General features: G+C 62.0%; 17 protein-coding genes and 1 pseudogene. 12 read left to right on the forward strand and 6 right to left on the reverse strand.

Annotated elements, in window-relative coordinates; all coding sequences use genetic code 11:
- Positions 1–21: 21 nt before the first annotated feature.
- Entirely contained in the window at positions 22–816 is a 795-nt protein-coding gene (locus AC0L3O_RS14685; protein WP_287260446.1) for an alpha/beta fold hydrolase, read from the forward strand.
- Positions 817–1,028: 212 nt separating this feature from the next.
- Positions 1,029–1,241 (forward strand): annotated as a pseudogene (locus AC0L3O_RS14690) (LacI family transcriptional regulator); the annotation flags it as partial.
- Positions 1,242–1,500: 259 nt separating this feature from the next.
- On the opposite strand, the gene AC0L3O_RS14695 reads toward AC0L3O_RS14690, so the two are convergent.
- On the reverse strand, positions 1,501–3,207 hold the full coding sequence (locus AC0L3O_RS14695) for a winged helix-turn-helix domain-containing protein (RefSeq protein ID WP_128169659.1): 1,707 nt from the start codon (positions 3,205–3,207) through the stop codon (positions 1,501–1,503).
- 212 nt (positions 3,208–3,419) lie between these two features.
- On the opposite strand from AC0L3O_RS14695, the gene AC0L3O_RS14700 reads away from it, so the two are divergent.
- The 4 genes from AC0L3O_RS14700 to AC0L3O_RS14715 all read left to right on the forward strand — a co-directional run bounded on the left by AC0L3O_RS14700 (position 3,420) and on the right by AC0L3O_RS14715 (position 7,537).
- On the forward strand, positions 3,420–4,037 hold the full coding sequence (locus AC0L3O_RS14700) for a cupin domain-containing protein (protein WP_473615892.1): 618 nt from the start codon (positions 3,420–3,422) through the stop codon (positions 4,035–4,037).
- A 596-nt stretch (positions 4,038–4,633) separates the two neighbouring features.
- Complete coding sequence (locus tag AC0L3O_RS14705) at positions 4,634–6,478, forward strand: winged helix-turn-helix domain-containing protein (protein ID WP_128169657.1); 1,845 nt, start codon at positions 4,634–4,636, stop codon at positions 6,476–6,478.
- Between the two features lie 164 nt (positions 6,479–6,642).
- Positions 6,643–6,945, forward strand: a complete 303-nt coding sequence (locus AC0L3O_RS14710) for a nickel-binding protein (protein ID WP_023797384.1) — start codon at positions 6,643–6,645, stop codon at positions 6,943–6,945.
- Between the two features lie 64 nt (positions 6,946–7,009).
- Positions 7,010–7,537 carry a hypothetical protein gene (locus tag AC0L3O_RS14715; protein ID WP_023797383.1) on the forward strand — a complete coding sequence of 176 codons (528 nt, stop codon included), beginning with the start codon at positions 7,010–7,012 and terminating at the stop codon, positions 7,535–7,537.
- 317 nt (positions 7,538–7,854) lie between these two features.
- On the opposite strand, the gene AC0L3O_RS14720 is transcribed toward AC0L3O_RS14715, so the two are convergent.
- The gene (locus tag AC0L3O_RS14720) at positions 7,855–8,019 is read right to left on the reverse strand and encodes a hypothetical protein (protein WP_156942548.1); all 165 of its coding nucleotides are present in this window, start codon (positions 8,017–8,019) and stop codon (positions 7,855–7,857) included.
- A gap of 255 nt (positions 8,020–8,274) precedes the next feature.
- On the opposite strand from AC0L3O_RS14720, the gene AC0L3O_RS14725 reads away from it, so the two are divergent.
- The 4 genes from AC0L3O_RS14725 to AC0L3O_RS14740 all read left to right on the forward strand — a co-directional run bounded on the left by AC0L3O_RS14725 (position 8,275) and on the right by AC0L3O_RS14740 (position 11,414).
- Complete coding sequence (locus tag AC0L3O_RS14725; protein WP_473615893.1) at positions 8,275–8,874, forward strand: OsmC family protein; 600 nt, start codon at positions 8,275–8,277, stop codon at positions 8,872–8,874.
- 89 nt (positions 8,875–8,963) lie between these two features.
- Positions 8,964–10,205 carry an NAD(P)-binding domain-containing protein gene (locus tag AC0L3O_RS14730; protein ID WP_023797381.1) on the forward strand — a complete coding sequence of 414 codons (1,242 nt, stop codon included), beginning with the start codon at positions 8,964–8,966 and terminating at the stop codon, positions 10,203–10,205.
- Between the two features lie 124 nt (positions 10,206–10,329).
- Positions 10,330–10,560: a YjiS-like domain-containing protein gene (locus AC0L3O_RS14735; RefSeq protein ID WP_128169656.1), complete on the forward strand. Its 231-nt coding sequence runs from the start codon at positions 10,330–10,332 to the stop codon at positions 10,558–10,560.
- A 23-nt stretch (positions 10,561–10,583) separates the two neighbouring features.
- Entirely contained in the window at positions 10,584–11,414 is an 831-nt protein-coding gene (locus tag AC0L3O_RS14740) for an alpha/beta fold hydrolase (RefSeq protein ID WP_473615895.1), read from the forward strand.
- 60 nt (positions 11,415–11,474) lie between these two features.
- Here the strand turns inward: AC0L3O_RS14740 and AC0L3O_RS14745 are convergent, their stop codons facing one another.
- The 4 genes from AC0L3O_RS14745 to AC0L3O_RS14760 all read right to left on the reverse strand — a co-directional run bounded on the left by AC0L3O_RS14745 (position 11,475) and on the right by AC0L3O_RS14760 (position 19,752).
- A complete protein-coding gene (locus AC0L3O_RS14745; RefSeq protein WP_473615896.1) occupies positions 11,475–16,190 on the reverse strand; it encodes an alpha/beta fold hydrolase in 4,716 nt (1,571 codons plus the stop codon).
- A gap of 235 nt (positions 16,191–16,425) precedes the next feature.
- Positions 16,426–17,919, reverse strand: a complete 1,494-nt coding sequence (gene cysK, locus AC0L3O_RS14750; RefSeq protein ID WP_128169653.1) for a cysteine synthase A — start codon at positions 17,917–17,919, stop codon at positions 16,426–16,428.
- 125 nt (positions 17,920–18,044) lie between these two features.
- Entirely contained in the window at positions 18,045–19,247 is a 1,203-nt protein-coding gene (locus tag AC0L3O_RS14755; RefSeq protein WP_287377467.1) for an MFS transporter, read from the reverse strand.
- 346 nt (positions 19,248–19,593) lie between these two features.
- The gene (locus AC0L3O_RS14760) at positions 19,594–19,752 is read right to left on the reverse strand and encodes a hypothetical protein (protein WP_287230153.1); all 159 of its coding nucleotides are present in this window, start codon (positions 19,750–19,752) and stop codon (positions 19,594–19,596) included.
- Positions 19,753–19,862: 110 nt separating this feature from the next.
- Here AC0L3O_RS14760 and AC0L3O_RS14765 point away from each other — a divergent pair, with 110 nt between their 5' ends.
- Both AC0L3O_RS14765 and AC0L3O_RS14770 read left to right on the forward strand, forming a co-directional pair.
- Positions 19,863–20,039 carry a hypothetical protein gene (locus AC0L3O_RS14765; protein WP_084833610.1) on the forward strand — a complete coding sequence of 59 codons (177 nt, stop codon included), beginning with the start codon at positions 19,863–19,865 and terminating at the stop codon, positions 20,037–20,039.
- A gap of 371 nt (positions 20,040–20,410) precedes the next feature.
- Positions 20,411–22,606 (forward strand): adenylate/guanylate cyclase domain-containing protein, encoded by a 2,196-nt coding sequence (locus AC0L3O_RS14770; RefSeq protein ID WP_473615897.1) that lies wholly within the window; start codon positions 20,411–20,413, stop codon positions 22,604–22,606.
- Positions 22,607–22,725 lie beyond the last annotated feature (119 nt).

The raw sequence follows: 22,725 nt of genomic DNA on the forward strand, positions 1-22,725 counted from the left end.
GGTGAATAAGAGGAGATCAGCATGACTTCCAGGACGACCAATCTTCTGGCCGCAACCGCCGCCGTCGCAGGAATTGCCGCAGCCACGGCCACTCACTCTGCCGAGATAATTCCCGACAACCAGACCGTCCGGAACGTGGTGCTGGTGCACGGCGCGTTCGCTGATGGATCGGGTTGGCGCGGCGTCTATGACGAACTGACCGCCCGCGGCTACCGTGTGTCGATCGTCCAGAACCCGCTTACCTCGCTTGCGGACGACGTTGCCGCAACCAAACGCATTCTTGACCGTCAGGATGGACCTGCGGTCCTTGTGGGACATTCCTGGGGCGGCACCGTGATAACGGAAGCAGGTACCCACTCAAACGTCACAGGCCTGGTTTACGTATCGGCGTTGTCGCCAGATGCCGGAGAGACGACTGCGCAGCAGTACGAAGGCTATCAGAGCCCGCCTGAATTCGTCATCGAAACTACCGCGGACGGCTTCGGCTTCGTTTCTCCCGACCGGTTCAAGATTGGCTTCGCTAACGACACGACGGACGCGGATGCCGCTTTCATGCGGGACTCTCAGGTGCCGATAAACATGTCCGCCTTCGCAACCAGGCTCGAGCATGCCGCCTGGCGAAGCAAGCCGAGCTGGGCAGTGATTGCTACCGACGACAAAGCCTTCGATCAGCGTATGTTGCAAGCGATGGCGAAGCGCATCGGGGCGACAATCACGGAGGTCGCGGCAAGCCATGCGGTCTTTATGACTCAGCCAAAGGTCGTCGCTGACGTGATCGACGAAGCTGCCCGCAAGGGATCTGTCGAGGCGCAATAGTTCGGCCACGCGCCGTGTGCGGACATTTCGAGCTTTAAGCTGTCATAAACGAAAATACGGCCGCCGGATGGCTCATCCGGCGGTTTTGTTTCGAGAGTGTTTCTCTCCGACTCCGCAGACCACTGCCGGTTGTCTCCTTGAAGGCAATCCGGCAGTGGACTGCGCTGGCACTTCTTCGCTACGACCAAGGCGGTCGAGGAATGACCAGGTTCAGGCTCGGCCGGGACGTCGACGCGGTGTCCAAGCAGTCGTCCGACCTGCTGCACCTGTTCCGCAGGGAATTGCTGGCCGTCAACGAGAACTTCCGGCTGGCCGGCGCGGAGCTCGCCCGCTCGGTGCTGGGCTGGATCGGCGGCGCGGCACCCGGCTCCTTGCAGAGCCTGAGCAAGCCGACCGGGGTTATGGCCTATCGCCGTCCCGACTAGAGCGGATGCGGTCAAATTGAGCTGGGCCATCCCGCTCCATCTATTTGTCTTAGCCGCATTTCTGCGACGCCGAGTGATTCCACTTGGCTGCAAAATGCGCGCTGCTGACTGGCAGCCTTGGGCCGAAAACAGACCGGCAGCTTCGGTCTGCAAATCGTCCAGAGCGGACATATACGTTGGGCGCGGGCATCGTCGTGAGACGCGCGGCCGCAAGGACACTTCGACGTTGCCGCTCCCGCCCTACGGGCTCAAGATTCACTCAGCGCTCGACGCATTCTGGCAGGTGCACAGGCTTTTCGAAACGGGCCACCGCCTCTGCCTTTGCACAGGGCGGGAAACCGGCGAGCCGCATGGTCTCGATGAGCCGCCGCCTGTCGTCTTCATTTGTGTCAGGAAGGCTAACAAATCCCTCTATGGTAAGATCGGGAAACCATTTCAGTGCTTCCGCAAGCGCGGTTTTCGCTTCCGCCGTTCGGCCGGAGGCGGCCAGCGCAGCTGGGCGATATACCCACATCCGTCGACCGTAGTTCTCCGGACCCATTTGCTTCTGCATGCGAAGCGCGTCTTCATAGCGTCCGGCCATGAAATAGGCAGCAGCAAAAAGCCTCGTACTCGCCATCGGGTAGTTCGGGTTAAGGCGGATTGCCCGATCGGCCATCTCGGCACCGCGCTGCGGCTCGCCGAAGCTGGATGCCAAGAAAGCGTAGAAGCTCAGAATTTCGAACTGGTTCGGCGCCATGCGTAGCGCCGTGTCGAATTCCATCTTGGCACGTGCAAGATCATTCCTGTCGCCGAAACTGAAGCCCAGCACGGCGTGCGCCTCCGCGTCGCTCGGGTCGAGCATGACCGCACGTTCGGCAGCCTCGGCGGCCAGTCGGAAGTTGGCCTCGAAATCGGCGCCGAAACTGGGCATGACGCCATACGCGTGATAGAGCTCGACCCAGGCGCGCGCGAGCCCCGGGTCGAATTCGACGGCGCGTTTGAGGAGCTTGATGGCCTCCTCGACATCGGCGCGATTCATCTTCGCAAGCTTTTCCGTGCCGAGCAGGTACAGCTCGTAGGCAGTAAGGTCGCTTGGCGGCTTGCGATGCGCCGCAATCCGGCCTGCAACCTCGATCACGCCGTGCCCGCCGCCGAGGCGGTTGGAGACCTGCTCGGAGATCTCCGTCTGGATAGCGAACAGATCTTCGTCGGGCCGGTCCCAGCGGTCCGACCATAGATGTTTGCCGGTTGCCGCGTCGAGGAGCTGCGCAGTGATGCGCAGCCGGCCGGCCTGGCGCTGGATCGAGCCTTCGACCACGAAACCGACCCCGAGCGTTTTGGCGATCTCGGCCAAACCGATCGATCTTCCGGCATATGTTTCAGTCGAGTCGTGCGCGATTACTTGAAATTCCGGGAAACGTGCGAGATCGGTGATGATTTCTTCGGTCAGGCCGTTGCCCAGTCGGCGTGCGGACGTCTCCTCACCCAACACGTCGAAGGGCAGCACCGCGACCAAAGGCTTGCCGCCAGGGGAGAGGGGCCGCAGCATCCACCCTGCAGCAGCGGCGACAGCAAGCACAATCAGTAGCGACCCCACAAAGGCGGCGAGCGGTCGCTGGAGCGCGCGATTACTCGTCCGGCTCGTGGCGGGCATCGCAGCCGCATTCGCCTCCGGCAGCGCCAGCATGTAGCCGCGCCGCGACTTGGTCTTCAGGATGGCATGTCCGTCATCCTTCAGTGCGCGTCGGATCTCGTGGATGCATTGCACCAAGCTGTCGTCAGTGACTGCCGTTCCCGCCCACACCGACTGCATCAGCTCACCCTTGGTGACGAGTCGGTTGGGGTTGTTCGACAAATAGCGGAGCACCGCGAACGCCTGCGGCCTGAGATCAATCGGATTGCCCGGCCCGTCGCTCAGCGTTTCGTTGCTCAGGTCCGCAACTACCCCATTGATAAGGAGCCTGGTCGGCGCCGGGGTGTTCATCGGCTATCTCAATGTCGCTGTCTTGCCTGCCTCGCTTCTTACCATAGTTTTCGGCGCCTGGACTGTCGCCCGATCGTCGTTTCTTCGGCAAAAGATCGTACGGCATTCGTTACTCGACAAGCCCTTCGGCTCACCCTCATGGCAACGTCTTCGGCATTGTCCCGAACAGCCGCCCAACCACAAACTCGTTGCATCGAGAGGAGGACCCACCCATGAAGCCGCGATCAGTCAACGCACGTCGTATCGGCATACTTGTGTTCTCACTGTGTGCTCTCGGGCTCATTCCCTCAGCGCCGATGGCCGCGGATGCCAAATTGGTCGTCGAGCCGGTGGTCGAGAAAAAGGTGAAGGAACTGCCACCCGGACCATTGTTCTGGCGGTTGGAGAATTTCCCCACCCTGGCCCAGGCCCAGGGCGCTGCGGGCTCCACCTCGCTTGCGGCGGAGGTCGCAGGCAAGGTCTGGCTGTTCACGCTTGGGCCGAAGGACGGCGCCACTGCCGGCGGAACCAAGGTAACTGAGATTGGTCCCCTCCCATCGGTCAGCGCGAGCGAATACTTGCTGCGCATCAACCGTGCCGGCGGCGCGCCCGGCGCCAAGTCGTCGATCCATTCACATCCGGGACCGGAGGCCTTCTATGTCCTGGCCGGCAAGCTCGGCCAGAGGACGTCCCACGGCGTGGCTTATGCCGAAGCCGAAACGATCATGGTCGGGCATGGCGCCGATACTCCTATGGAAGTGTTCAACGCCGGAACAACCGATCTCGATCAGTTGGCCATCTTCGTGGTGGATGCCAATCGGCCGTTCTCGTCGCCGGCCAGCCTCGATTGAAGCGACATTTCGCTGGGTCGCGCGAATGTTTGGACGGCGACGAGGCGCCACCCCGGCGCTTTCATCACGGCGCGGTATCTACAAGAGCGGCGCATGCTGTTCAGGTATCGCGTCCGCTTGCCGCGAATGCAAATCCTCGATCGCCGCGGCTCGGGCGCCGTTGCGCTGGCATCAACCTGGCCTGCTGCTCCATATGGCGCAACCACGATTTCCACCGTGGCCGCTGACAATGTCGGCTTTCAGGCGGTGGCAAAGCTGACTTTAGGGGCCGATATCAGGCGCGAAGCGGCCAGAAATGCAGAGTCGAGCAGCCGTTGTCACCACGCAAGCCGTTGGCCGTCGCGGAAGAAGCCGCCGGTCGGGCCATAGTTCGGCAAGGTCTCGGCTCAGACGATGCGCTCTGCCGCGAGCACGCGGGTCAGGGCGTTGAGCTTGCCTTGTTTATGGCGGGCATGGCAGGCGCTGGTCCTTCTGCTATAGCTTTGAGTGCAGCCCTTAGGGCGCCGCGGCGCTGTCCCCGCGGCCGTGTAGCCGGGAGCGCTTCGTAATACGGCCCTGCACTAGGCCGGTCCTTACCATCTGCTGATCTTTCGCTTATGGTCGCCGTTTCGATTTCTCCCAGAGCCGCGATGTTGCAAAACTTTGGACCATTCCAACTCGATGAGGAGGCGCGCTCGCTGAGGCTGCGTGGAGCGGCACAGAAGATTCAGCCGCGCGTCTTTGACCTTTTGGCCTACTTGGTAAGGAATGCAGGTCGGGTAGTGCCGAAGGACGAGCTCATGGATGCTCTTTGGCCGGACCTTACGGTTACCGAAGCTTCCCTGCAGCGCGCCGTGAGCTTGGCCCGTCGCGCGCTTGCAGCCGGAGGGTTGGCGAATTCCATCCGCAGCTTCGTCAAGCATGGCTATCGCTTTGGGATCGACGACCCCCTCCTCGGCCAGATTGCGCCGACTGAGGCTAGCGACGATCTGGAGATTTCTGCCGCACGAGACCTGGCGATCCAGCGGGACTGGGCGGGCGCGGCCGAGCGGTTCGACGCCATCTCCCGGACGCGGGAGCTGGACCCAGGCGATCTTGATCTCTGGGCTCTGGCGGTCGAGTGTTGCGGCCGTCCCGTCGCGGCGATCCCAATACTTTCTCGTGCGGTCGCGGCTCATATGCGGATAGGTCAGTTGGTGCGGGCCGCACGAGCAGCCATCACATTGGCAAAAATCCATCTCGAACGCGGGGCGGCGGACGCAGCCATCGGCTGGCTGGAACGGGGCGGCCAGTTGCTGACCGGCTTGAGCGACAGCGGCACGATGGGTTATCTTTTGTGGATGAAGTCGCGCCTTGCCACTTTCGGAGGCCGACCGAAGGAAGCTCTTGAGCTCGCATCGAAGGCATTCGAGCTGGCCGAGCAGACCGACGATCAGGGACTTCGGGCACTGACGCTGGTTTACAAAGGCTTCTACAACCTCTCCCTCGGCAGGGTGAACGAGGGCAGTGAGCAGCAGAACCACGCCGCCGCCATCGCACTCTCCAGTCAGGTCGACCCGATCACCGGCAGCTTGGTCTACTGCAATATCCTTTGGAGCTGTCGCACTTTCGCCGATTGGCCCCGTGCAAGGCAATGGAGCGAAGGCTTCGAGAGCTGGTGTGAAGCCAGTTTCGCGGAAAGCCCAGGCGCCTGCGGTTTGCATCGTGCGGAAATAGTTGGAGCGCAGCGAACGCTCGGCGAGGCCCTGGCTAACATTGAGGCAGCGATTCCGAAGCTGGCGGACGAAGAGGCTTGGTCTCTGGGCGAGGGCTACCGCGTCCGAGGGGACATTCACGCAATGATTGGCGACCTCTCCCAGGCGAAGTCGGACTATGCAATGGCGTATTCGATTGGATGGGACGCTGAACCGGGCAATGCCGTTCTGCTCTTTGAGACAGGCGACGTGGAGGCTGCGCTTGCTACGCTTCACCGTGCTCTAGAGGGGCTCTCTTGGTTTCACCTGCAGCGTCGCGGACTGCTCTTGGTCAATGCCGCTCGCCTAGCCGCCCTGGGCGGTCGGCCGGAATTGGCCGCCGGTTTCCTCGCGGAAATCGACGCCTCCCCGGAGCGCTGGCCTCAGCCTGCGGTGCGGGCGATGATCGCCGAAACCCGCGCCGCTCTCCTCCCCGCCGATGACCCCCAGGCGATGCAGCTTCGTCTCCTCGCCCGTCAGCTTTGGACAAGTGCCGGCGTAGAGTATCACGCGGCACGTCTCCGGATCGACTTGGCGCGTCGCTTCTTCGACATGGGTGACGTTAGCGGCGGCACCTCGGAACTGGCAGCTGCCGAGCGCACCGCCGCGCGTATCGGATCGCCTCGGCTCATGAGCATGGCTGCAAGTCTGGCTCCAGCACCGATCCCGGCTCACGGGAAGCAGCGTGGCGAGAGCGAACACCTCATGATCGCACCAAGCGGCACTTAACGGCTTTCGCTGTCCCTTGATCGGCAAAAGATAAGCGCAGGATAGGTCGACGGTAAGGACGATCTGCGGCAGCCGGCGCTAACTCTGGCCCAGTCATGCAACCCCGCATGGCCATTGCAATGGTGGGCGTCGAACCTGGGCGCCCGTAATCGGGAGAATTGGAAATGCAACTCTACGTTATTCGTCGGCCGAGCGCCTGGGCGTCGCTCGCCGAACTGGAAACCGCCGGCGCCAAGTCAGCACGGATCGGAAACGAAGAAATGCCTGACAGGGTCAGGTGGATCCGCAGCTACGTCGTGCATGAGCCCGACGGTCGCATCGGCACCTTCTGCATCTACCAGGCGCAGGACGGTGCGGCGATCCGCGAACATGCCCATCGCGTGGGCATGCCCGGCGAGGAATTCTATCCGGTCGCCACCACCGTGATCGTGCGGGCTGACCCGGCTGTAGAAGCCGCGGCAGCATGACCCATTAGCCCCGCGGGGCCATAGCTCCGCGGGTGCTCCTCAACCCCTCAGATGGAGGAACATAATGAATTTCCCACAGACGACCTTGCTGGTCGCCACCCTCGCGGCTGGTGCCGTTTGCCAGCCCGTTAAGGCTCACGAACTGGGTTCACGTGGCGACCCCACGGCTATTGCCCAATCGCGGGCCGCCGCAGAAGCTTACTACGACCTCGCCGACGCGACTGCAGCCGGCTACGAGCCGCTCTTCGACTGCACCGACGCGGGCGCCGAGGGGGCCATGGGCCAGCACTACATCAATAAGGGCTACGCCATGGACGGAAAGCTGGTTCTGGATCAGCCGGATGTGATTATGTACGAGCCGCAGGCCGACGGATCGATGCATCTGGTAGCGCTCGAGTACATCGTGTTCAAGGCACAGTGGCAGGGTTCGGAGGCACCGAGTTTCCTAGGTCAGGAGCTGAAGCTCAAGTCCAAGGTCGGTGTTCACCCGGTGGATCCATACTATGAGCTCCACGTCTGGCACTGGCGCTCCAATCCCAGCGGCATGATGGCGGACAACAACCGCAGTGTTAGCTGCGCTCACAGCGGCTGATGCGCTTGCATCGGCCCGCAAGTGCGGGCCGATGCAACGACCTCGGCGTTTGGGACAGCCGCCTCCATCCGGGTGGCGGAGTTGAAACCGGACAGAGGTGGGAAGCTCAGGCTGGGCACCGAGCATCTCCAGGTATTTTGGGCGGGACCTGGGACGACGCAAATTGACCAAGGCGGACATTCCCGAGTGCGGAATAAGCTCCTCGAAGCGGGCGTTGGGCGAGACCGGAAATCTCCGACTTCGTCGTACGTTCTTCGGCCGCTGCCCGTTCTTTGCCCGGTTGGAAGTCAACCGAGAAACATCGTTCCCGCAAGATTTCAGACGGGGCTGATCGGCACCGCCGCCGGGGGCCGCTTCAGTGTGCTCGCGTATGTGTGAATCTTTGCTGTATGGGCAAGCACCTCGGCCTTGCTTGGCCCGCGAACTATGACCGCCCAGTCGGTCGACGACGGGCGGGTATCCATCCCAAATGAACGAGACATGATCTGATCTCCTGTGGTTTCGGTTGTGGCGCCTTCTTGGCGCACTTGCGGAGATCGCAGCTTCGCAGGGAAGCAAGCGTTTGAACGCCCGTTGTTTTTGTCAGACCCGACCGGCAGGGCGTCCACAGCCGTTCTGACGCAAAAACCTCTCGATTTCACACTGTCGTTCCCACTGCACGTCAAACGCTGCCGGCCGAGGTTTAGCCGTCCGGGGCGATCCCGGTCGCGCAACATTCGAACCCAGGAGTGAATGACATGCAGGATGATACAATGATCATGGAAAAGCCTCCCGTTAAGAAGGCGCCGCGGGAGCCGAGGAACGGCGTCGACACGCCCACCCTTCTGGCCACCATCAACGCCGTCGCGGGGCAGCCGGAGCTTGCCCAGTTCAAATTCCGTGCCAAGAGCCGCTGGATTGCCGGCACCCACAGCAGCAGCACGATGGCCAACTTCTTCGGCGCCGGCGCGGAGCAGTCTCACATGATGGCCTACCAGGCCGACAGCGACCATCCAGCGGTCCTGTGCGGCACAGACAACGGCCCGACGCCGGTCGAATACCTCCTCCACGCGCTTGCTTCCTGCCTCACGGCCGGCATCGCGAACATCGCGGCCGTGCGCGGGGTTACGCTGCATGAGGTGGAATCGACCGTCGAAGGCGACATCGACCTTCGCGGCATCCTCGGCATCTCCAACGAGGTCCGCAACGGCTACCAAGGCATCCGTATCTCCTTCAAGATCAAGGGCGATGCTCCGGCTGAGAAGCTCGAGGAAATCGTAATGCAGTCGCGCGCCCGTTCCGCGGTGTTCGACGTGCTGACCAACGGCGTGCCGGTCTCGGTTGCCGTGAAAGGCTGACTTTGGTCGGAAGTGCAATATCGCCGGCCTTGTCCTGGAAAGGATGGCGCCGGCGATCTGTTGCCCCCTGCTTACAAGGCGCGAATTCAATGCAATGTACAGACGTGGCCATTATTGGTGCCGGACAGGCGGGTCTAGCCATGAGCCGGTGCCTGTCAGAGCGCGGGGTCTGCCACGTCGTGCTGGAGCGTGGCCGGATCGCGGAGCGCTGGCGCAGCGAACGGTGGGATTCCCTCCGCCTGCTGACGCCCAACTGGATGACGCGCCTGCCCGGCGGCGGCTATCGCGGGGCCGATCCCGACGGTTTCATGACAATGGCTGAGACCGTCGGGTTCTTGGAGAATTACGCATGCTCGATCACCGCGCCGGTAGTGGACGGTGTAGAGGTGCTTTCGACCGAAAGGATCGACGGAGGCTTCCGGCTGCTGACCGATCGCGGTCAATGGAGCGTGCGTGCGGTGGTAGTTGCGACCGGATACAGTGACAGGCCGCGGATTCCGCCAATCGCAAAGCAGATCTCCTCCCGTGTCAGGCAGATCGTGCCGCGGGACTATCGCAATCCTCGGCAGCTGGCTCAGGGCGGCGTTCTCGTGGCCGGGGCCTCCGCGACGGGAATACAACTCGCGGAGGAGATCCATCGCTCCGGGCGCCCGGTAACCCTGTCGGTCGGCAGTCATACACGCCTGCCGAGGCTTTACCACGGGCACGACATCCTGTGGTGGCTCGACCGGCTGGGAATGCTTGCCAAGCCCGTCGCCGAAGTTTCGGATCTAGCTGCGGCACGGCGGCAGCCGTCGCTGCAGCTAATAGGTACACCCGAGCGCAGGTCGCTCGACCTCGCCGGCCTTCGGGAGCAAGGCGTTCGTCTTGTTGGTCGAGCGGTTGCCGCTTACGATACACGCATTCGGTTCAATGGCGATCTCGCCGACACGACCATGGCGGCGGAACGTACGCTGAGGCGCGTGCTGGCCAATATAGACCGCGCGGCCGCCGGCGAGGGCCGCTACTCCATCGGTCCCGGTTCCATTCCGAGCCTGATCCTGAGCGCCGAACCGACCGAAATCGATCTCATCGACCAAGGTATCGAGACCGTCATATGGGCCACCGGCTATCGCCGGGAATACCCATGGCTGAAACTGGATGTGTTCGATGGCCGGGGCGAAATTCAGAACGATGGTGGCGTCTGCGCGTATCCGGGACTTTACGTGCTCGGCCTCAATTTCATGCGCCATCGAAGCTCCAGCTTCCTTGACGGCGTCGGCCGCGATGCGGAGGCGCTGGCGGCCCACGTGGCAATGTTTCTCAACGCCTCCCGCCGAGCCGCGGCCTGACCGCCGAATACAACGCTGGCGCGGCAAAAATCGACGTTGCCTTCAACGGTGACGCTCACGGCAGACCACGACAAGGGGCTCCACTGGCGCCGCAGTCAGCGCCCGCAACCATGGAGAAAATCAAATGAGTGCAATGGTGAACCCATCCCTGTCCCTCACCACAACGCGAGGTTTGCGCTGGGCTGGCGGAACAATGCTGGCCGCAGTCTGGCGTTCCATTCGCATCCAGCGGGACCGTCGACAGCTTTATGAGTTGCCGGACTACATCCTGCGCGACGTCGGCATCACCCGCTCCGAGATCAACTCGATCACCTCCTTTGCCGGGCGTGATCCCAGCCGCCGCACCCGGCCTTGAGCCGGCACGAAGGAGGTCGTCCGATGAGCGCCGCATCGACGTTCTGCGTCTCGCATAAAGCGTGCCACGCACCGCTTGTCATCGCCCTGCACTGCTCCGGCGGCAGCGGACGGCAGTGGCGCAACCTGGCGGAGCGGCTCGATGACAGCTACCGGTTCATCGCACCCGATTTGATCGGGGCACCGGGCGCCGGCACCTGTAATGGTGCCGGCACTTTCCGTTTGGCCGACGAAGCCGCCGGGATCCTGGAGATGATCGACCACCATGACGGGCCTGTGCATCTTGTTGGCCATTCCTATGGTGGTGGATTGGCCCTGCATATAGCAGCGATGCGTCCAGACAGACTGGCCAGCCTCTCCCTTTATGAACCGTCTGCCTTTCACCTGCTGCGCCAGCTGGACTCTGAGGGCCACGAGGCGCTCGGCGAAATCTCGTCGATCGCAGGCGCGATACACGACAGCTTGATCAACGGTAGCTACCTGGCCGCGACAGCTCGTTTCATCGACTACTGGAGCGGAGCCGGCACCTTCGACGCGATGAAGCCGGAACTTCAGGCGGCACTCGTGCGGTTTCTGCCGAAGGCCAGCCTCGACTTCCACGCGTTGATCCACGAGTCGACGCCGGCGAGCGAATATGCCCGATTTGGCTTTCCGGTCTTGATACTGCGTGGCGAATTTGCACCAGTTCCGACGCGGCTCATCGCCTGCGAACTGGTTTCTCGCGTTCCGGCCGCGATCGGGGCGATTGTTCCTGGCGCCGGACACATGGGGCCGCTGACCCACGCAGACCTGGTGGCGGATCGTTTGGTCCGGCAGATATTGTTCCATGATACCGCAGGATCGCGAGCTGCGTGACCGCGGCTTGCTCGCCTAGGCAGCGCAAACCTTCGAAGCAGATCCTTGGATGCGGAGGAATCACACCGTAGCGGCTATGCGATCGCGCACGATATTTCCGGCCGGGTCCTCCGTGTCAGAGAAATCTTCCCGCATCTGCATTTCGGCGTATAGCTTGCTCGCTTCCGCGAGAGTGGCATCCGCACCAGCGATTTTACCGCGCCGCTTCGCCAGCCCGAGAGCTAGCAAGGAGCGGGCAAGCTCCGGCCGTAATTCAACCCGCCGGGCAAGATCGCAGGCCTGTTCGAGCCAGTTAATGGCAGATCTGGAAGGTTTGAGTTCCGCAAGGCCGCGCAGTACCATGACCTCGCTCCACGGGTCGCCGCGTCCGCGCGCAAGCTCGAGCGCATGGCCGAGATTGGCCGCAGCTTCCGGCTCACAGAGGCGCGTACGCACGCATGCGAGCACCGCGCGCGCGTGACATTCGAAATGGGCAAGATCGAGCCGCTCAGCCTCGGTCACTGCCATTTCCAAGGTGGCGCCCGCGTCGTAGTTGCGGCCGAGCAGGAATTCCGCATGCCCGAGCACAGTCAACAGCCATGGCCGGAGTAGGATAAATGCGCTGGTCGCGGCTTCGGAGGACCAAAACTGCAGCGCCTCGACAAGCGCCGGATCGGGCCCGCGCAGGACGCCCACCACACCGGTAAAATAGGCGGCCGCGCAGCTGTCGATCGGGCGCGCCACTTCGGCGGCGACCTTCTGCAATCCCGCAAGCGAACGCTCCGCATCGTCGAACCGGCCAAGGCGCGCTTCCGCCTGCGCGCGATGCCCCAGATACCAAACCGCACGCGCACCGAGCTGTCCGAAACGCTCCAGACGCCAGGCTTTGGTGAACCTCTCCTCATGCGGAACAAGGCGCTCCAGCACCTGCCGCGCCTCGCTGCGGATCAGAAGCGCCTGTGAGGTGGCCAGATCCGACTCGCTTATGCAGCGCTGCACGCCATTTGCCATCGCGCCGCGCTTGAGTGTGTCGGCCGGTTCCAGCGCCTCCTCGTAGCGGCCGTGGGAGCTGTTTAGATAGCTCAAGTGGAGCAACACGTCGGAGATGAGTTGCGGGTCGCCCAGTTCCATGGCCAGTTCGCGCGCTTCCAACAGCTGCGGCAGCGCCTTCCGGTAGGCACCAAGCGCGCCGTAGGCGGGCCGCATCCGCACCCGCAGGTTGATCGCCTGGGCGAGAGTTTTGGGATTCCGGGGCAATGCGGTGACTGCTTTGCGGGCGTTTTCGAGGAACTGGACCGCGGCGGAATAGGCCGAGCGTTCCTCAGCCCGACCCGCCGCTTGCAGCAGATAATCCGCGGCAGGTTCCCATGCCTCGGCACGAAGCGCGTGTTCGGCCAGTTCCTCGATGTGGTGATTCAGCGATCCGGCATAGAGTCTGTCCATTGCAACCAATGCAGCCCGATGCAGCCTTTTTCGGTCCTCCGCCAGCAGCGATTCGTAGGTCACCTTGAGCGTCAACGCGTGCTTGAACGTATATTCCACGTGAGGATAGCTCTGGACCTCGAACAGGAATTCCAAACTCTGCAGTTTGGCCAGACATGCCTCCAGCTCGGCCGCCGGTAGCGGCGAGAGCGCCCTCAGCAGCGGATACGGAACATTCTTGCCGATAACCGAAGCGACTTGGAGTATCTGCCTTTCCGAGTCACCCAGCTGCTGGATGCGTGCGGCGATGAGCGATTGAACCGTCGACGGGATGGTGATGGATTCCACGGGTCTCTTGAGCTCGTAGCAGCCCGACTGGCCGGCAAGGACACCATCCGCAACCAGTCCGCGCACCATTTCCTCCAGAAACAGCGGCGTGCCCTCGGCCCGCTCGGCAAGCGATTGCCGAAGTTCCCCGAGGCTAGGATCGGATCCCAGCAATTCGGTAAGGAATTGCTCCATTTCGTCCCGCGCGAACCGCTCCAGCCTTACCTGCTGGAAATAGCCGCGGCGGTTCCATTCGTGCCGGTACTGCGGCCTGTAGGTGGCGAGCAGCATGATACGGTTGGCGCCCATGACCTCGACCAGCCTGTTCATTACGGCCTCGCTCTCGGCATCGATCCAGTGCAGATCCTCGATAAGAACGGCCACGGGCGAGGCCTGACTCAAGGCAACGAGGAAAGCGCTCATCGCCTCGGATACCCGTGAGGTCCGCTCCCGCGCATCGAGATGCGGCCAGGAAGAATCGTTGATCGGCAGGTCCGCGAGGAAGCAAAGCGGCGCCGTATGACGTGGATCCAGGTCCAGTTCCGCCTGTTTGAAGGCAAACAGGCGCTGGGCTTCCGCCAAGCCGTCTTCGCCGCGAATGCCACAAGCCGAGAGCAGCAGCTTCTTTACGGCGCCCAGAGTAACTGACGAATCAAACTCCAGACCGCCGCATTCAAGCACAGTAAAACCGGCCACCTCGTCGAGGGAGAGAGATTCATGGGCAAGCCTCGACTTGCCGATGCCGGGGTCGGCGACGATCCCGACGACCTGGCCGTGGCCCTCCCGGACGCGGCGCCAGGTTGCAAGGAGGATTTTGAGCTCGAGCTCGCGCGCCACCAGTCCGGTAAGGCCGCGGTTGGCCCTCAGGTGCCAGCGCGACAGAGCGTGATTTTCGCCCAAAAGCTCGTAAATGCGTTCGTCGCGGCCAAGTTGCGGATACTCCGAATGCGCTAAGCGGTGCATCTGCACATAGCCCCCGGCGGCGGCGCGCGCCCGGCCTGTTGCGGCGATCGTCGCACGGTGCAAGGCACGCATCAGCCGGTTGGCTGCACGCGGCGCGGCTCCGGCCAGTTCAACCTTGCTGGCTTCGGTCGTCCATTGCTGCCGTACGATCACCTCGCCGGTGTCTATTCCGGCCCTCAACTGGATCCCGCCCTGGGAAAGCTCCTCCACAGCTAGCTTGGCCGCAAGCGCGGCGCGGCATGCAAGATAAGCGTGGTCCTCGGTGGCGCGAGCGAGGCCGAATGCTGCGGTGATTGTCCCGTCAGCAGCCGACGTGACGACGCCGCCATGGCTCTCCACGACTTGTATCACGCGATCCTCGACGGGCTGGAATTCGCGGATTGCCACTTCTGGGTCCTCCGTTTCGAGGAGATGCATGGGACTGATCACTTCCGTGGCCAGCACTGTGATGTACTGCCGCGAGCGGTTGATCCCCAAGGACGCCGGAGGGCCTGCCAGTTGCTGCGTCTGTTCGGGGTCGGCAAGGAAACGACGCGTTTCGTCCACGAAGGTTGCGAATGCCGGTTCATGGCCAAGTAACACGTGGTTGACGCTGTCGAGCGCGACGAAACGGGCGCCGGGGATTTTGCCGGCCATCGCCTGGCCGTGATCGAACGGAATGACCGCGTCCCTCGTGGCATGCATCACCAGGGTTGGAACGCGAATCCGCGGTAACAGCTCGTCCACGTCGATTACTGCGCCTTCCTCGAAGATGCGATGGGCAATCTCCGGCGAGACGGTGTTGCGTTGCAGTTCGTTATACCAGTTCCTCTGTTCCGGCGTTGCTTCCGGAATGAAGAGGGAGGTGAACATCTGCCGGAACACCGGGTCGTCTTGGCCCCAGCCCTCCTGTATCAGCGCTCCCATGGCCTCGCGGCGCGCTATTTCGCGCTGACTGCCCCGTTTGCGCCAGCCTTTGGCAAATCCGCCATACAGCACCATCCCCGCGACGCGCTCGGGATGCCGGGCGGCATAGGCTATCGAAACGGCGCACCCCTGGGAAATGCCGAGCAGGGAAACGCGGCGCAGACCGGCCGCATCGATGATGCTCTCCAGGTCGGCGACCATGGCATCAAAGGATAGGTCGGCCGGATACCGGTCCGACAGGCCGTTGCCGCGCTGGTCGTAGCGTATCAGCTGGTAGTGCGAGGAAAGGCCCTCGATCCAATGCTTCCACACCGGACTGTCCCATTCGAGCTCGAGATGGGACATCCAGTGGGCTGCCCTTACCAAAGGAGGGCCTTGACCACTCAAGGAATAGGCCAGGCGCGCGCCGTCCGGAGTGGTGCACCGGCGGATCTCCTGCGCGAGGGCCCGCTCCGGCAAAGGGGAGAGATCCATCTCCGCCGCCGGCCAAACCGGCGGAGTGACGGTCTTACCGGTGGGAGCGGTCCCGGTGTCGGTTCTCAAAGCGCGGCTCTGGACCATGGCGGATTGCCGTGCTGCCTCGCTCAGCCGGCGGATGTCCGCCCGAAGAGCCTCGTCCTCGGGCTCCAACCCATGCAGGACATGCGCGTGCGTAAGAGCACGCGCCGGCTCATCCGCCAGCCTGTCGACGAGCACCCGAAGGATGCGCAGATGCGTCACGTGCAGTTCGTCGGCGGTCGCAATGCGCCAAGCTTCGAATTCCGGACAGCGCGGCAGTGAGAGATCATCCAGGAAACATCCGCGGAACGCCCCAGCGAGGGCCTCCAGTTTCTCCCGATCGAGAGCCTCTATGTCACGAACATTGAGGCCGCGGAGCGGCGCGATGTCCAGCACGATTTCGCTGGTGTTCAGGCGAACTACGCTGCGGTCGGCTTCCAGAATTCCGCTGTTCCCGAAGTCGACGACCTGCCTTATCTTGGAGAGACTCCAGCGCAGGGCGCCGCGAGGATCGTCCGGTACCTCCCAGAACATTTCGCAAAGGCGCTCGCGCCGCTGCGGGCGCTCTACGAGCGCAAGATAGGCCAGCAGCGCCCGCGTCTTTTTCGAAGGCGGCAAGGAAACGACCTCGCCATGGCGAAGGACGGTCAGATCTCCAAGAACGCGAATTTCGAGCGACACTTTGCCAATCCCAGTGCGCCTGCTAAATTAGCGATGGATTGTATCAAGTCCGTGCCGCTGCAGAGAGCGTTCGTTTCAGAAGCGCGAGGTTTCCGCTTGCGCTCTGATTTGCTCTTTTGTTTGTGGGGAAGCCGACACCGACAAGTGCAGGTGAAGCCGAGCCGAACGGGATCACGCCCGTTTCGACTCGCTTTGGTGATGACGACGACGCTCCAAACAGCCGGGAGGCGGGATCTCACGCTGCCGCGCGCACCCATCGGGGCAGCAGGCTCTCGGGATTTGCGCATGCGCCGGACGTGTAGTGTGCGCCGACGAACTCCAGCCGGGCGGCGAGCGTGCCGTCCCGCCAGGCCGCAAGCGTATCCATGCAGCCACCGATATGCTCGCCGCCGACGAAGACCTGCGGGATTGTGGGCGAACCGATCCGGGCCCTCAGGGCCTTGCGGATTTCCCCGTCCAGGCCGTTCTTCTGGAATTCCGGAGTATCGATTTCGATGGACCTGTAGGCGATTCCGGCACGGTCGAAGAGCTTTCTTACCGTCCAGCAGAATTCGCACCATGTCAGAGCGAACATGACCACCGGACGCTCCGGATCATGGATCGCCTCATCGACTAGCGCATGCGCCGACGGTTCGATTTGGATTTCGTTCACGGGTGCCGATGAAAGGACGAAGGACGGCGGCCGGTCGAAGCGGTAGCCGGGTGTGGAGTGAGAGATCGCCTCTTCGGCTGCCGACATTTCCTCGCTGATGTTATCGAAGAGGATCGTACTGAGATACCGCTCCCCCGTATCAGGCAACATACACAGCACGTTCCGGTCCGGGCCGACGCGTCGAGCGATTTCCAGTGCCCCGCTCAAGGTTGCCCCGCCGGAGATGCCAGCCAGTATTCCTTCTTCCGTCGCAAGCCGGCGCGCGGCTTTCAGAGCGCTGGCGCCTGAAACGGGCAGGATTTCGTCCACGAGATCGTCAGCCATAGCTTTGCCTACGATCTGCGGAATGAAATCAGGGCTCCACCCCTGCATCGGGTGCGGCCGGAAGCGAGTATGCGCCCGTGTCGGCAGTCCTTGTTCGTCGAAGCTTTGCGGAATGCCACTCGACAGCAGCGCCGAATTGTCAGGCTCGCAGACGATGATCCGCGTTTCCGGGCGCTCGCGCTTGAGCACTCGCGCCACACCGGCAAGCGTTCCGCCGGTCCCGGTGCCGGTAACCCAGTAGTCGAGTGGACGGTCTTGGAATGCCGCGAGGATTTCGAGCGCAGTCGTGCGGGCATGGATATCGGCGTTGACGGGCGTCTCGAATTGCCGGCAGAGGAACCAGCCGTGCAATCCGGCCAACTCGACCGCCTTGGCAAGCATGCCGCTGCCGCGCTCGACGGCAGGGGTTAACACGACCTTGGCACCGAAGAAACGCATCAGCTTGCGGCGTTCGACGCTGGCGTTTTCCGGCATGACGATGACGAGCGGGTAGCCTTTCCTCGCACAAACCATGGCAAGTCCTATGCCCGTGTTGCCGCTCGTCGCCTCGATCACCGTCTGGCCAGGCCGAAGTGCACCGGAACCCTCCGCCTCTTCGATGACCGCGGCGGCAAAACGGTCCTTGATCGAGCCGCCAGGATTGAACGCCTCGATCTTGGCATAGAGCGAAGCGGTGCCGTTGTTGATGCGGGAAAGGCGAACGACCGGCGTATCGCCGATCGTGTCGAGAATGCTGTCGTAGATACTGCTCATCTCAGCTGGTCCTTGATTGGTGACGACGCTGCTCCGCCAGTCTCATCGATCTCTGAGGTTGGCAGGACGACCGTGGTCTGCAGCGTTCGAACCACCGTGGAATTAAGTGGATTTCGACGTTTGAATCAAAGGCTCATCGCAGGGTTCGGAAGTCGGCCGCATGGTATCTGCGCTCTCGCGCCGGATGACGCTGCCAATACGCCCAAAATCACGAGATTGGCCGCGCCTGCGACAAATGCCCCCAGGAACGCGGGGCCATAGCTGCCGAAGCTGTCATAGACGAAGCCGCCGAAATAACCGGCCACGCCCATGCCCACCCAGCCGATCAGCATGACGATGCCGAGTGACTGGCCAAAGCGTTCGGCTGGCGCAAATTGGCGCACGCAAAGGATCAGGCACGTCATGTTTCCGGCAAAGCCGAAGCCGAAAACCGACGACAGCGCCAGTAGGCTCAGCTGCTGGTCCAGCGCTGGAAAAATCGCAACGCATGCCGTCTGAATGAAGGACGCGAGGGCATAGGCGGCAAGATTGCCTGCCCGGTCGGCGAGGAGCCCGAATGCGATCCGCCCGATGCCGCCGAACAGCATGGCGATCAGCAGACTAAGCGATCCGACGTCCGAAGACCCGCACACGGCCGTGACGAAACTTGTGAGGTGTATCAGCGGGAAGCCCATGCAGGCGCAGCAGAGAAAGGCTGCGGCAGATAGCAGCGTCATCGGAGAAAGCCGGCCACCTTGGAAACCTGGTCTTGCTGAAGACTGCACCGGTGCGGCAACCACACGATCGACGGGCGGCGCCTGCACCGCCGGCATGGAGATCGCCAGCGCGGCCAGCGTCGCCGCCGCCATGATCGCGTATGCGAGGCGCCAGCCGACGCCGTCGATCAGGGCATTTGCGGCGTAGGGCATTATGCCCTGACCCAAGGCTCCGCCTGCTGTGACGATCCCTATCGCCAGGCCGCGGCGGCGGTCGAACCAGTGCCCGGTTACGGCAAGTACCGGCGCGTAGAGACACGCAAAGCCTATCCCGCCCAAGACGAAATTGGCCGCATAGATCTGCCAGAGCGAACAGGCGAAGGAAAGCGCGGCGAGCGCGATCACCATGCCGGCCGAGCCGATGAATAGCAGGGTTTTGATACTCACGCGATCCGACAGCCGGCCCCAGAGCAGCCCGCCCACCGCCATGCCGATGCTTGACAGCGTGTAGGCAAGGCTGATGTCGGCTCTCGACCAGCCAAACTCCGCCTCAAGCGGTCTGATGAAGACGGATGTCAGAGCTAGGCTGCCAAATCCGAATGCCATCGCGGTCGTAGCGCCGGCCGCGGCCAAAAGACCGCGCAGCGGCATTGCGCTGCCCAGAGGCGCCCTGCCTCGAGTCGGTGATGATTGACGATTCGAAATGTTCCTGCCCTCGAAAGACTTCTTCGAGGCTGTCATCGGCCAGGGGTATGGAAGCAGGCGTGTGCGTCAGCGTGGAAAATTATAATGCGGACCGTGGAAACGGCTACATAGAAACCTCCAATCTCCTTCCTTGTGGGGTAAGTGCCGCACGCTGCCGTGTGTAGAGAAATTCAAGGTGCCGCAAAGCCGCAGAAACAGAAGCGCCGCATCAGTTGGGCCGAACTGTGGAAGATTCGGCCTGACCTGAAGCCGGTGAATGACAATGAGCAAACGCCTAGGTCGGCTCGCCCAATTCTGCTTCGTTTCTTGCCGTCGGGCGACGCTCGTCATCGATAGGCGGAAGCTGCATAACCTCCGCCTCGGTGCGACCGAACTCACGGCCGATTTGAAATGCCGCGAACAGCGCGCCAAGGCCGATCAAGAATCTAAGCATAGGGGTCTGCTTCGGCTCAGTAACCCGACGGACGGCGGTTTGTTCCAAGGGACGGGAACCGCAATGGACAGTGCCCGTTGCCTATGATCGATTGGTGAGGAGACGCAGAGATGGCCCGAAAAAAATCGACCAAAACGAGCCGGGTTAAGAAGGGGGCCGATCTTGAAGTTGAGCACCTGACGGAAGTGTCAGACGTGACACCGAAACAGGCGCGAACACTGCTTCGCAAGCACGGTGCCGACTGGCAGAAGCTGAAGGACGAAGCCGAAGATTTGAAGGAAGACTGACCAGGTATCCGAGGCAAGCCTGATACAAGAATACTCGCCTGATCTGACGGGGAAGGTAACTATAGCGTCAGCTTCGCCCCCCGGGTGGAGCCTTATAGCCGTTCCAGTTTGGGGCCGAGAGCGGACTGCCAGCTTCTGGCTTCGCAACCAGGATCTAGACGTTCAACCTGCTCGGCCACAGGTCGCGAATTGCCCCACGTAAGTCGTGCGGGGTCACGGCGGACTTGCTTGAGCGGGGTGGTCTTGCCGTGGGTGAGCGGCTCGCTCCGTACTCCAAAGGAGCATAGTCATCCGCTTCAGCGGTGCTCATCCCCTGCTTGTATGATATCTTTAGGGTTATCTTCCAGGCCGTTGGCGGGCGACAGGCTTCCATGGAACGCAAACTGGCTGCAATCCTCTCTGCCGATGTTGTCGGCTACAGCCGTCTGATGGGTGCCGACGAGGACGCCACGCTGGAGGCGCTCCGTTCGCATCGCGAGATCATTGACGCACTGATTGGAGCCCACCGAGGAAGGGTGTTCAACAGTGCCGGGGACAGTGTCGTCGCCGAATTCCCAAGTGCCGTTGAAGCGAGCCTTTGCGCCGTCCAAATCCAACAGGATATGGCCCAACGCAACGAGCTCGTCCCCTTGGATAAGCAGCTACAGTTTCGCATTGGCATCCACATCGGTGACGTCGTCTCCGAGGGCGGCAATTTGTTTGGCGATGGCGTCAATATAGCGGACCGTGTTCAGAAGCTTGCGGCGGCTGGCGGGATCTGTGTCTCGCGCAACGTTTACGATCAGCTTACGAGCAAGGTCAGTTTCAAATTGGAGTCTATGGGCGAGCATCGGGTTAAGAATATCGCATCGCCAATCTCTGTTTACCGCGTTCTCGTCGGCGACGCGGCCAAGCCGCGGCCGATCACCAGCCGGCTTTACGCACTGGCGCGAAGGTCCAGCCGCGTCGCCGCTATCGGCGCGGTGCTGTTGGCGGTCATTTCCAGTCTGGCGTTTTGGCAGTGGCAACGGAGTGGGCCGGCCCGGGACGGCTTTCCGTCCGTAGCGGTGCTGGCCTTCCAAAACTTCAGCGGCGACCCTGGGCTCGATTCATATGGCCGCGTCATCGCCGAGGACCTCACTACCGCAATGTCCCGATTTCCCGACATAACGGTGCTCTCACAAAACTCGAGCTTTGGCTTTGATGCTACCGACGTGACTCCGGGGCAGGACTTGAAGGTCGACTACATAGTTGAAGGCAGCGTGCAGAAGAAGGGGAGTGGGCTGGCCATCAATGCCCAGTTGACCGATGTTTCTACCGATGCCCACGTATGGGCAGAGCGGTACGACGGACGCGAAGCCTCCGACCTTCAGGACGGGGCCATTGGAAGGATCGCAAACGCGCTGGCGAGCGAAGGCGGAGCAATCAGGAGATACGAATACAAGCGGACCGAAGGCAAGGACAAAACCGACTTCAGCGAATACGACTACTTCCTCAGCGGTCACGAGATTTTCGCTCGGTTTGCAAGCATAGAAGAGCACGACCGCGCGGGAGCGATTTGGCGGGAAGGACTTGAGAAGTTCCCGACCTCCGGGCTGCTGCGCGTCTCGCTGGCTTGGTATCATTTCTTCCGCCCCTGGAATTTCAACACCGACAAAAGGGCGGCAGACTATCGGCGAGCCGGGGAACTCGCACGAGAAGCTCTTGCCGAACAGAATACGTCGCCGCGTGTCCAATGGAGCGGCCGCAAGCTCATGGCCTACATCCATTGGCTCGAAGGCAACTTCGAGCGGGCTGTTGCGGACGCCGAAGCCGCCGTTGCCCTCGCCCCCTACGATGCCGACACCTTATCCTTCCTGTCTCGGGTGCAGGCCGCGTCAGGCAACACGACCCGGGCCTTGGAATGGGTGCAAGAATCCGTGCGCATCGAGCCGACCGTCCAAAGGACCACACGCATATTGGCCTGGATTTACTACTTGACTGGCGAGTACGAGAAATCGGTAGAGGCCGCAAAAAAACATCAGGAACTGAGCCGCCAGTTCGGTGATGATGCCAGCTTTTACATGGTTACCAGCTATGTCCGCCTCGGCCGCATGGAGGATGCGCGGGGGGCGCTCAAGCAAGCGCTCGAGGCTGAACCGCAATGGAGCCAACTGAACGAACGGAATAATCATCTTGAAAGACCTTACAAGGATTCGGCTGTCTTCGAGCGCCAGCTCGAGGACCTCGCCGCTGCAGGACTGCCGGAACTACCATTTGGATATGATGGCGAGTTGGTAGATCGGCTGAATTTGGAGGAGATCAAGGCGATGACCTTCGGGCATACGCTCCGCGCAAAGGACATGCGGTCCGGCTCATCCTTCACGGACGTGATAGCCAGTAACGGGACGATCCAATCTTCGGGGGACTTTGGCCAGGATACCGCGACCATCCAGTATCTTGGCAACTCCTTGATCTGCTATCGCTGGAAAGACACGGGACCCAACTGTGCGGCCGTCTTCCGCAGCAGGAACGAAACATCGAAGGCGGCCGGCGAGTTCACTTTGGTCGACGCTTGGGGCGAATATCGGTATTCGATGGAAAAGTAGTCGGCTTGACGTGTCCCTGGAATGAGACCCTTGAGCCGCGTCTATCGAAGTAAAGCTGAGGTGCCAATTAGAGCGATTGCCGCTGAACCGGGACGTCTGCTTTGAGACCACGGAGAGTC

The sequence above is a fragment of the Mesorhizobium sp. WSM4810 genome, assembly GCF_055811235.1.

Bases quoted from the DNA above. Each gene is read 5' to 3' on its own strand.
- AC0L3O_RS14685 (WP_287260446.1), top strand. From the start codon at position 22: ATGACTTCCAGGACGACCAATCTTCTGGCCGCAACCGCCGCCGTCGCA.
- AC0L3O_RS14695 (WP_128169659.1), bottom strand. From the start codon at position 3,207: ATGAACACCCCGGCGCCGACCAGGCTCCTTATCAATGGGGTAGTTGCG.
- AC0L3O_RS14700 (WP_473615892.1), top strand. From the start codon at position 3,420: ATGAAGCCGCGATCAGTCAACGCACGTCGTATCGGCATACTTGTGTTC.
- AC0L3O_RS14705 (WP_128169657.1), top strand. From the start codon at position 4,634: ATGGTCGCCGTTTCGATTTCTCCCAGAGCCGCGATGTTGCAAAACTTT.
- AC0L3O_RS14710 (WP_023797384.1), top strand. From the start codon at position 6,643: ATGCAACTCTACGTTATTCGTCGGCCGAGCGCCTGGGCGTCGCTCGCC.
- AC0L3O_RS14715 (WP_023797383.1), top strand. From the start codon at position 7,010: ATGAATTTCCCACAGACGACCTTGCTGGTCGCCACCCTCGCGGCTGGT.
- AC0L3O_RS14720 (WP_156942548.1), bottom strand. From the start codon at position 8,019: ATGTCTCGTTCATTTGGGATGGATACCCGCCCGTCGTCGACCGACTGG.
- AC0L3O_RS14725 (WP_473615893.1), top strand. From the start codon at position 8,275: ATGCAGGATGATACAATGATCATGGAAAAGCCTCCCGTTAAGAAGGCG.
- AC0L3O_RS14730 (WP_023797381.1), top strand. From the start codon at position 8,964: ATGCAATGTACAGACGTGGCCATTATTGGTGCCGGACAGGCGGGTCTA.
- AC0L3O_RS14735 (WP_128169656.1), top strand. From the start codon at position 10,330: ATGAGTGCAATGGTGAACCCATCCCTGTCCCTCACCACAACGCGAGGT.
- AC0L3O_RS14740 (WP_473615895.1), top strand. From the start codon at position 10,584: ATGAGCGCCGCATCGACGTTCTGCGTCTCGCATAAAGCGTGCCACGCA.
- cysK (WP_128169653.1), bottom strand. From the start codon at position 17,919: ATGAGCAGTATCTACGACAGCATTCTCGACACGATCGGCGATACGCCG.
- AC0L3O_RS14760 (WP_287230153.1), bottom strand. From the start codon at position 19,752: ATGCTTAGATTCTTGATCGGCCTTGGCGCGCTGTTCGCGGCATTTCAA.
- AC0L3O_RS14765 (WP_084833610.1), top strand. From the start codon at position 19,863: ATGGCCCGAAAAAAATCGACCAAAACGAGCCGGGTTAAGAAGGGGGCC.
- AC0L3O_RS14770 (WP_473615897.1), top strand. From the start codon at position 20,411: ATGGAACGCAAACTGGCTGCAATCCTCTCTGCCGATGTTGTCGGCTAC.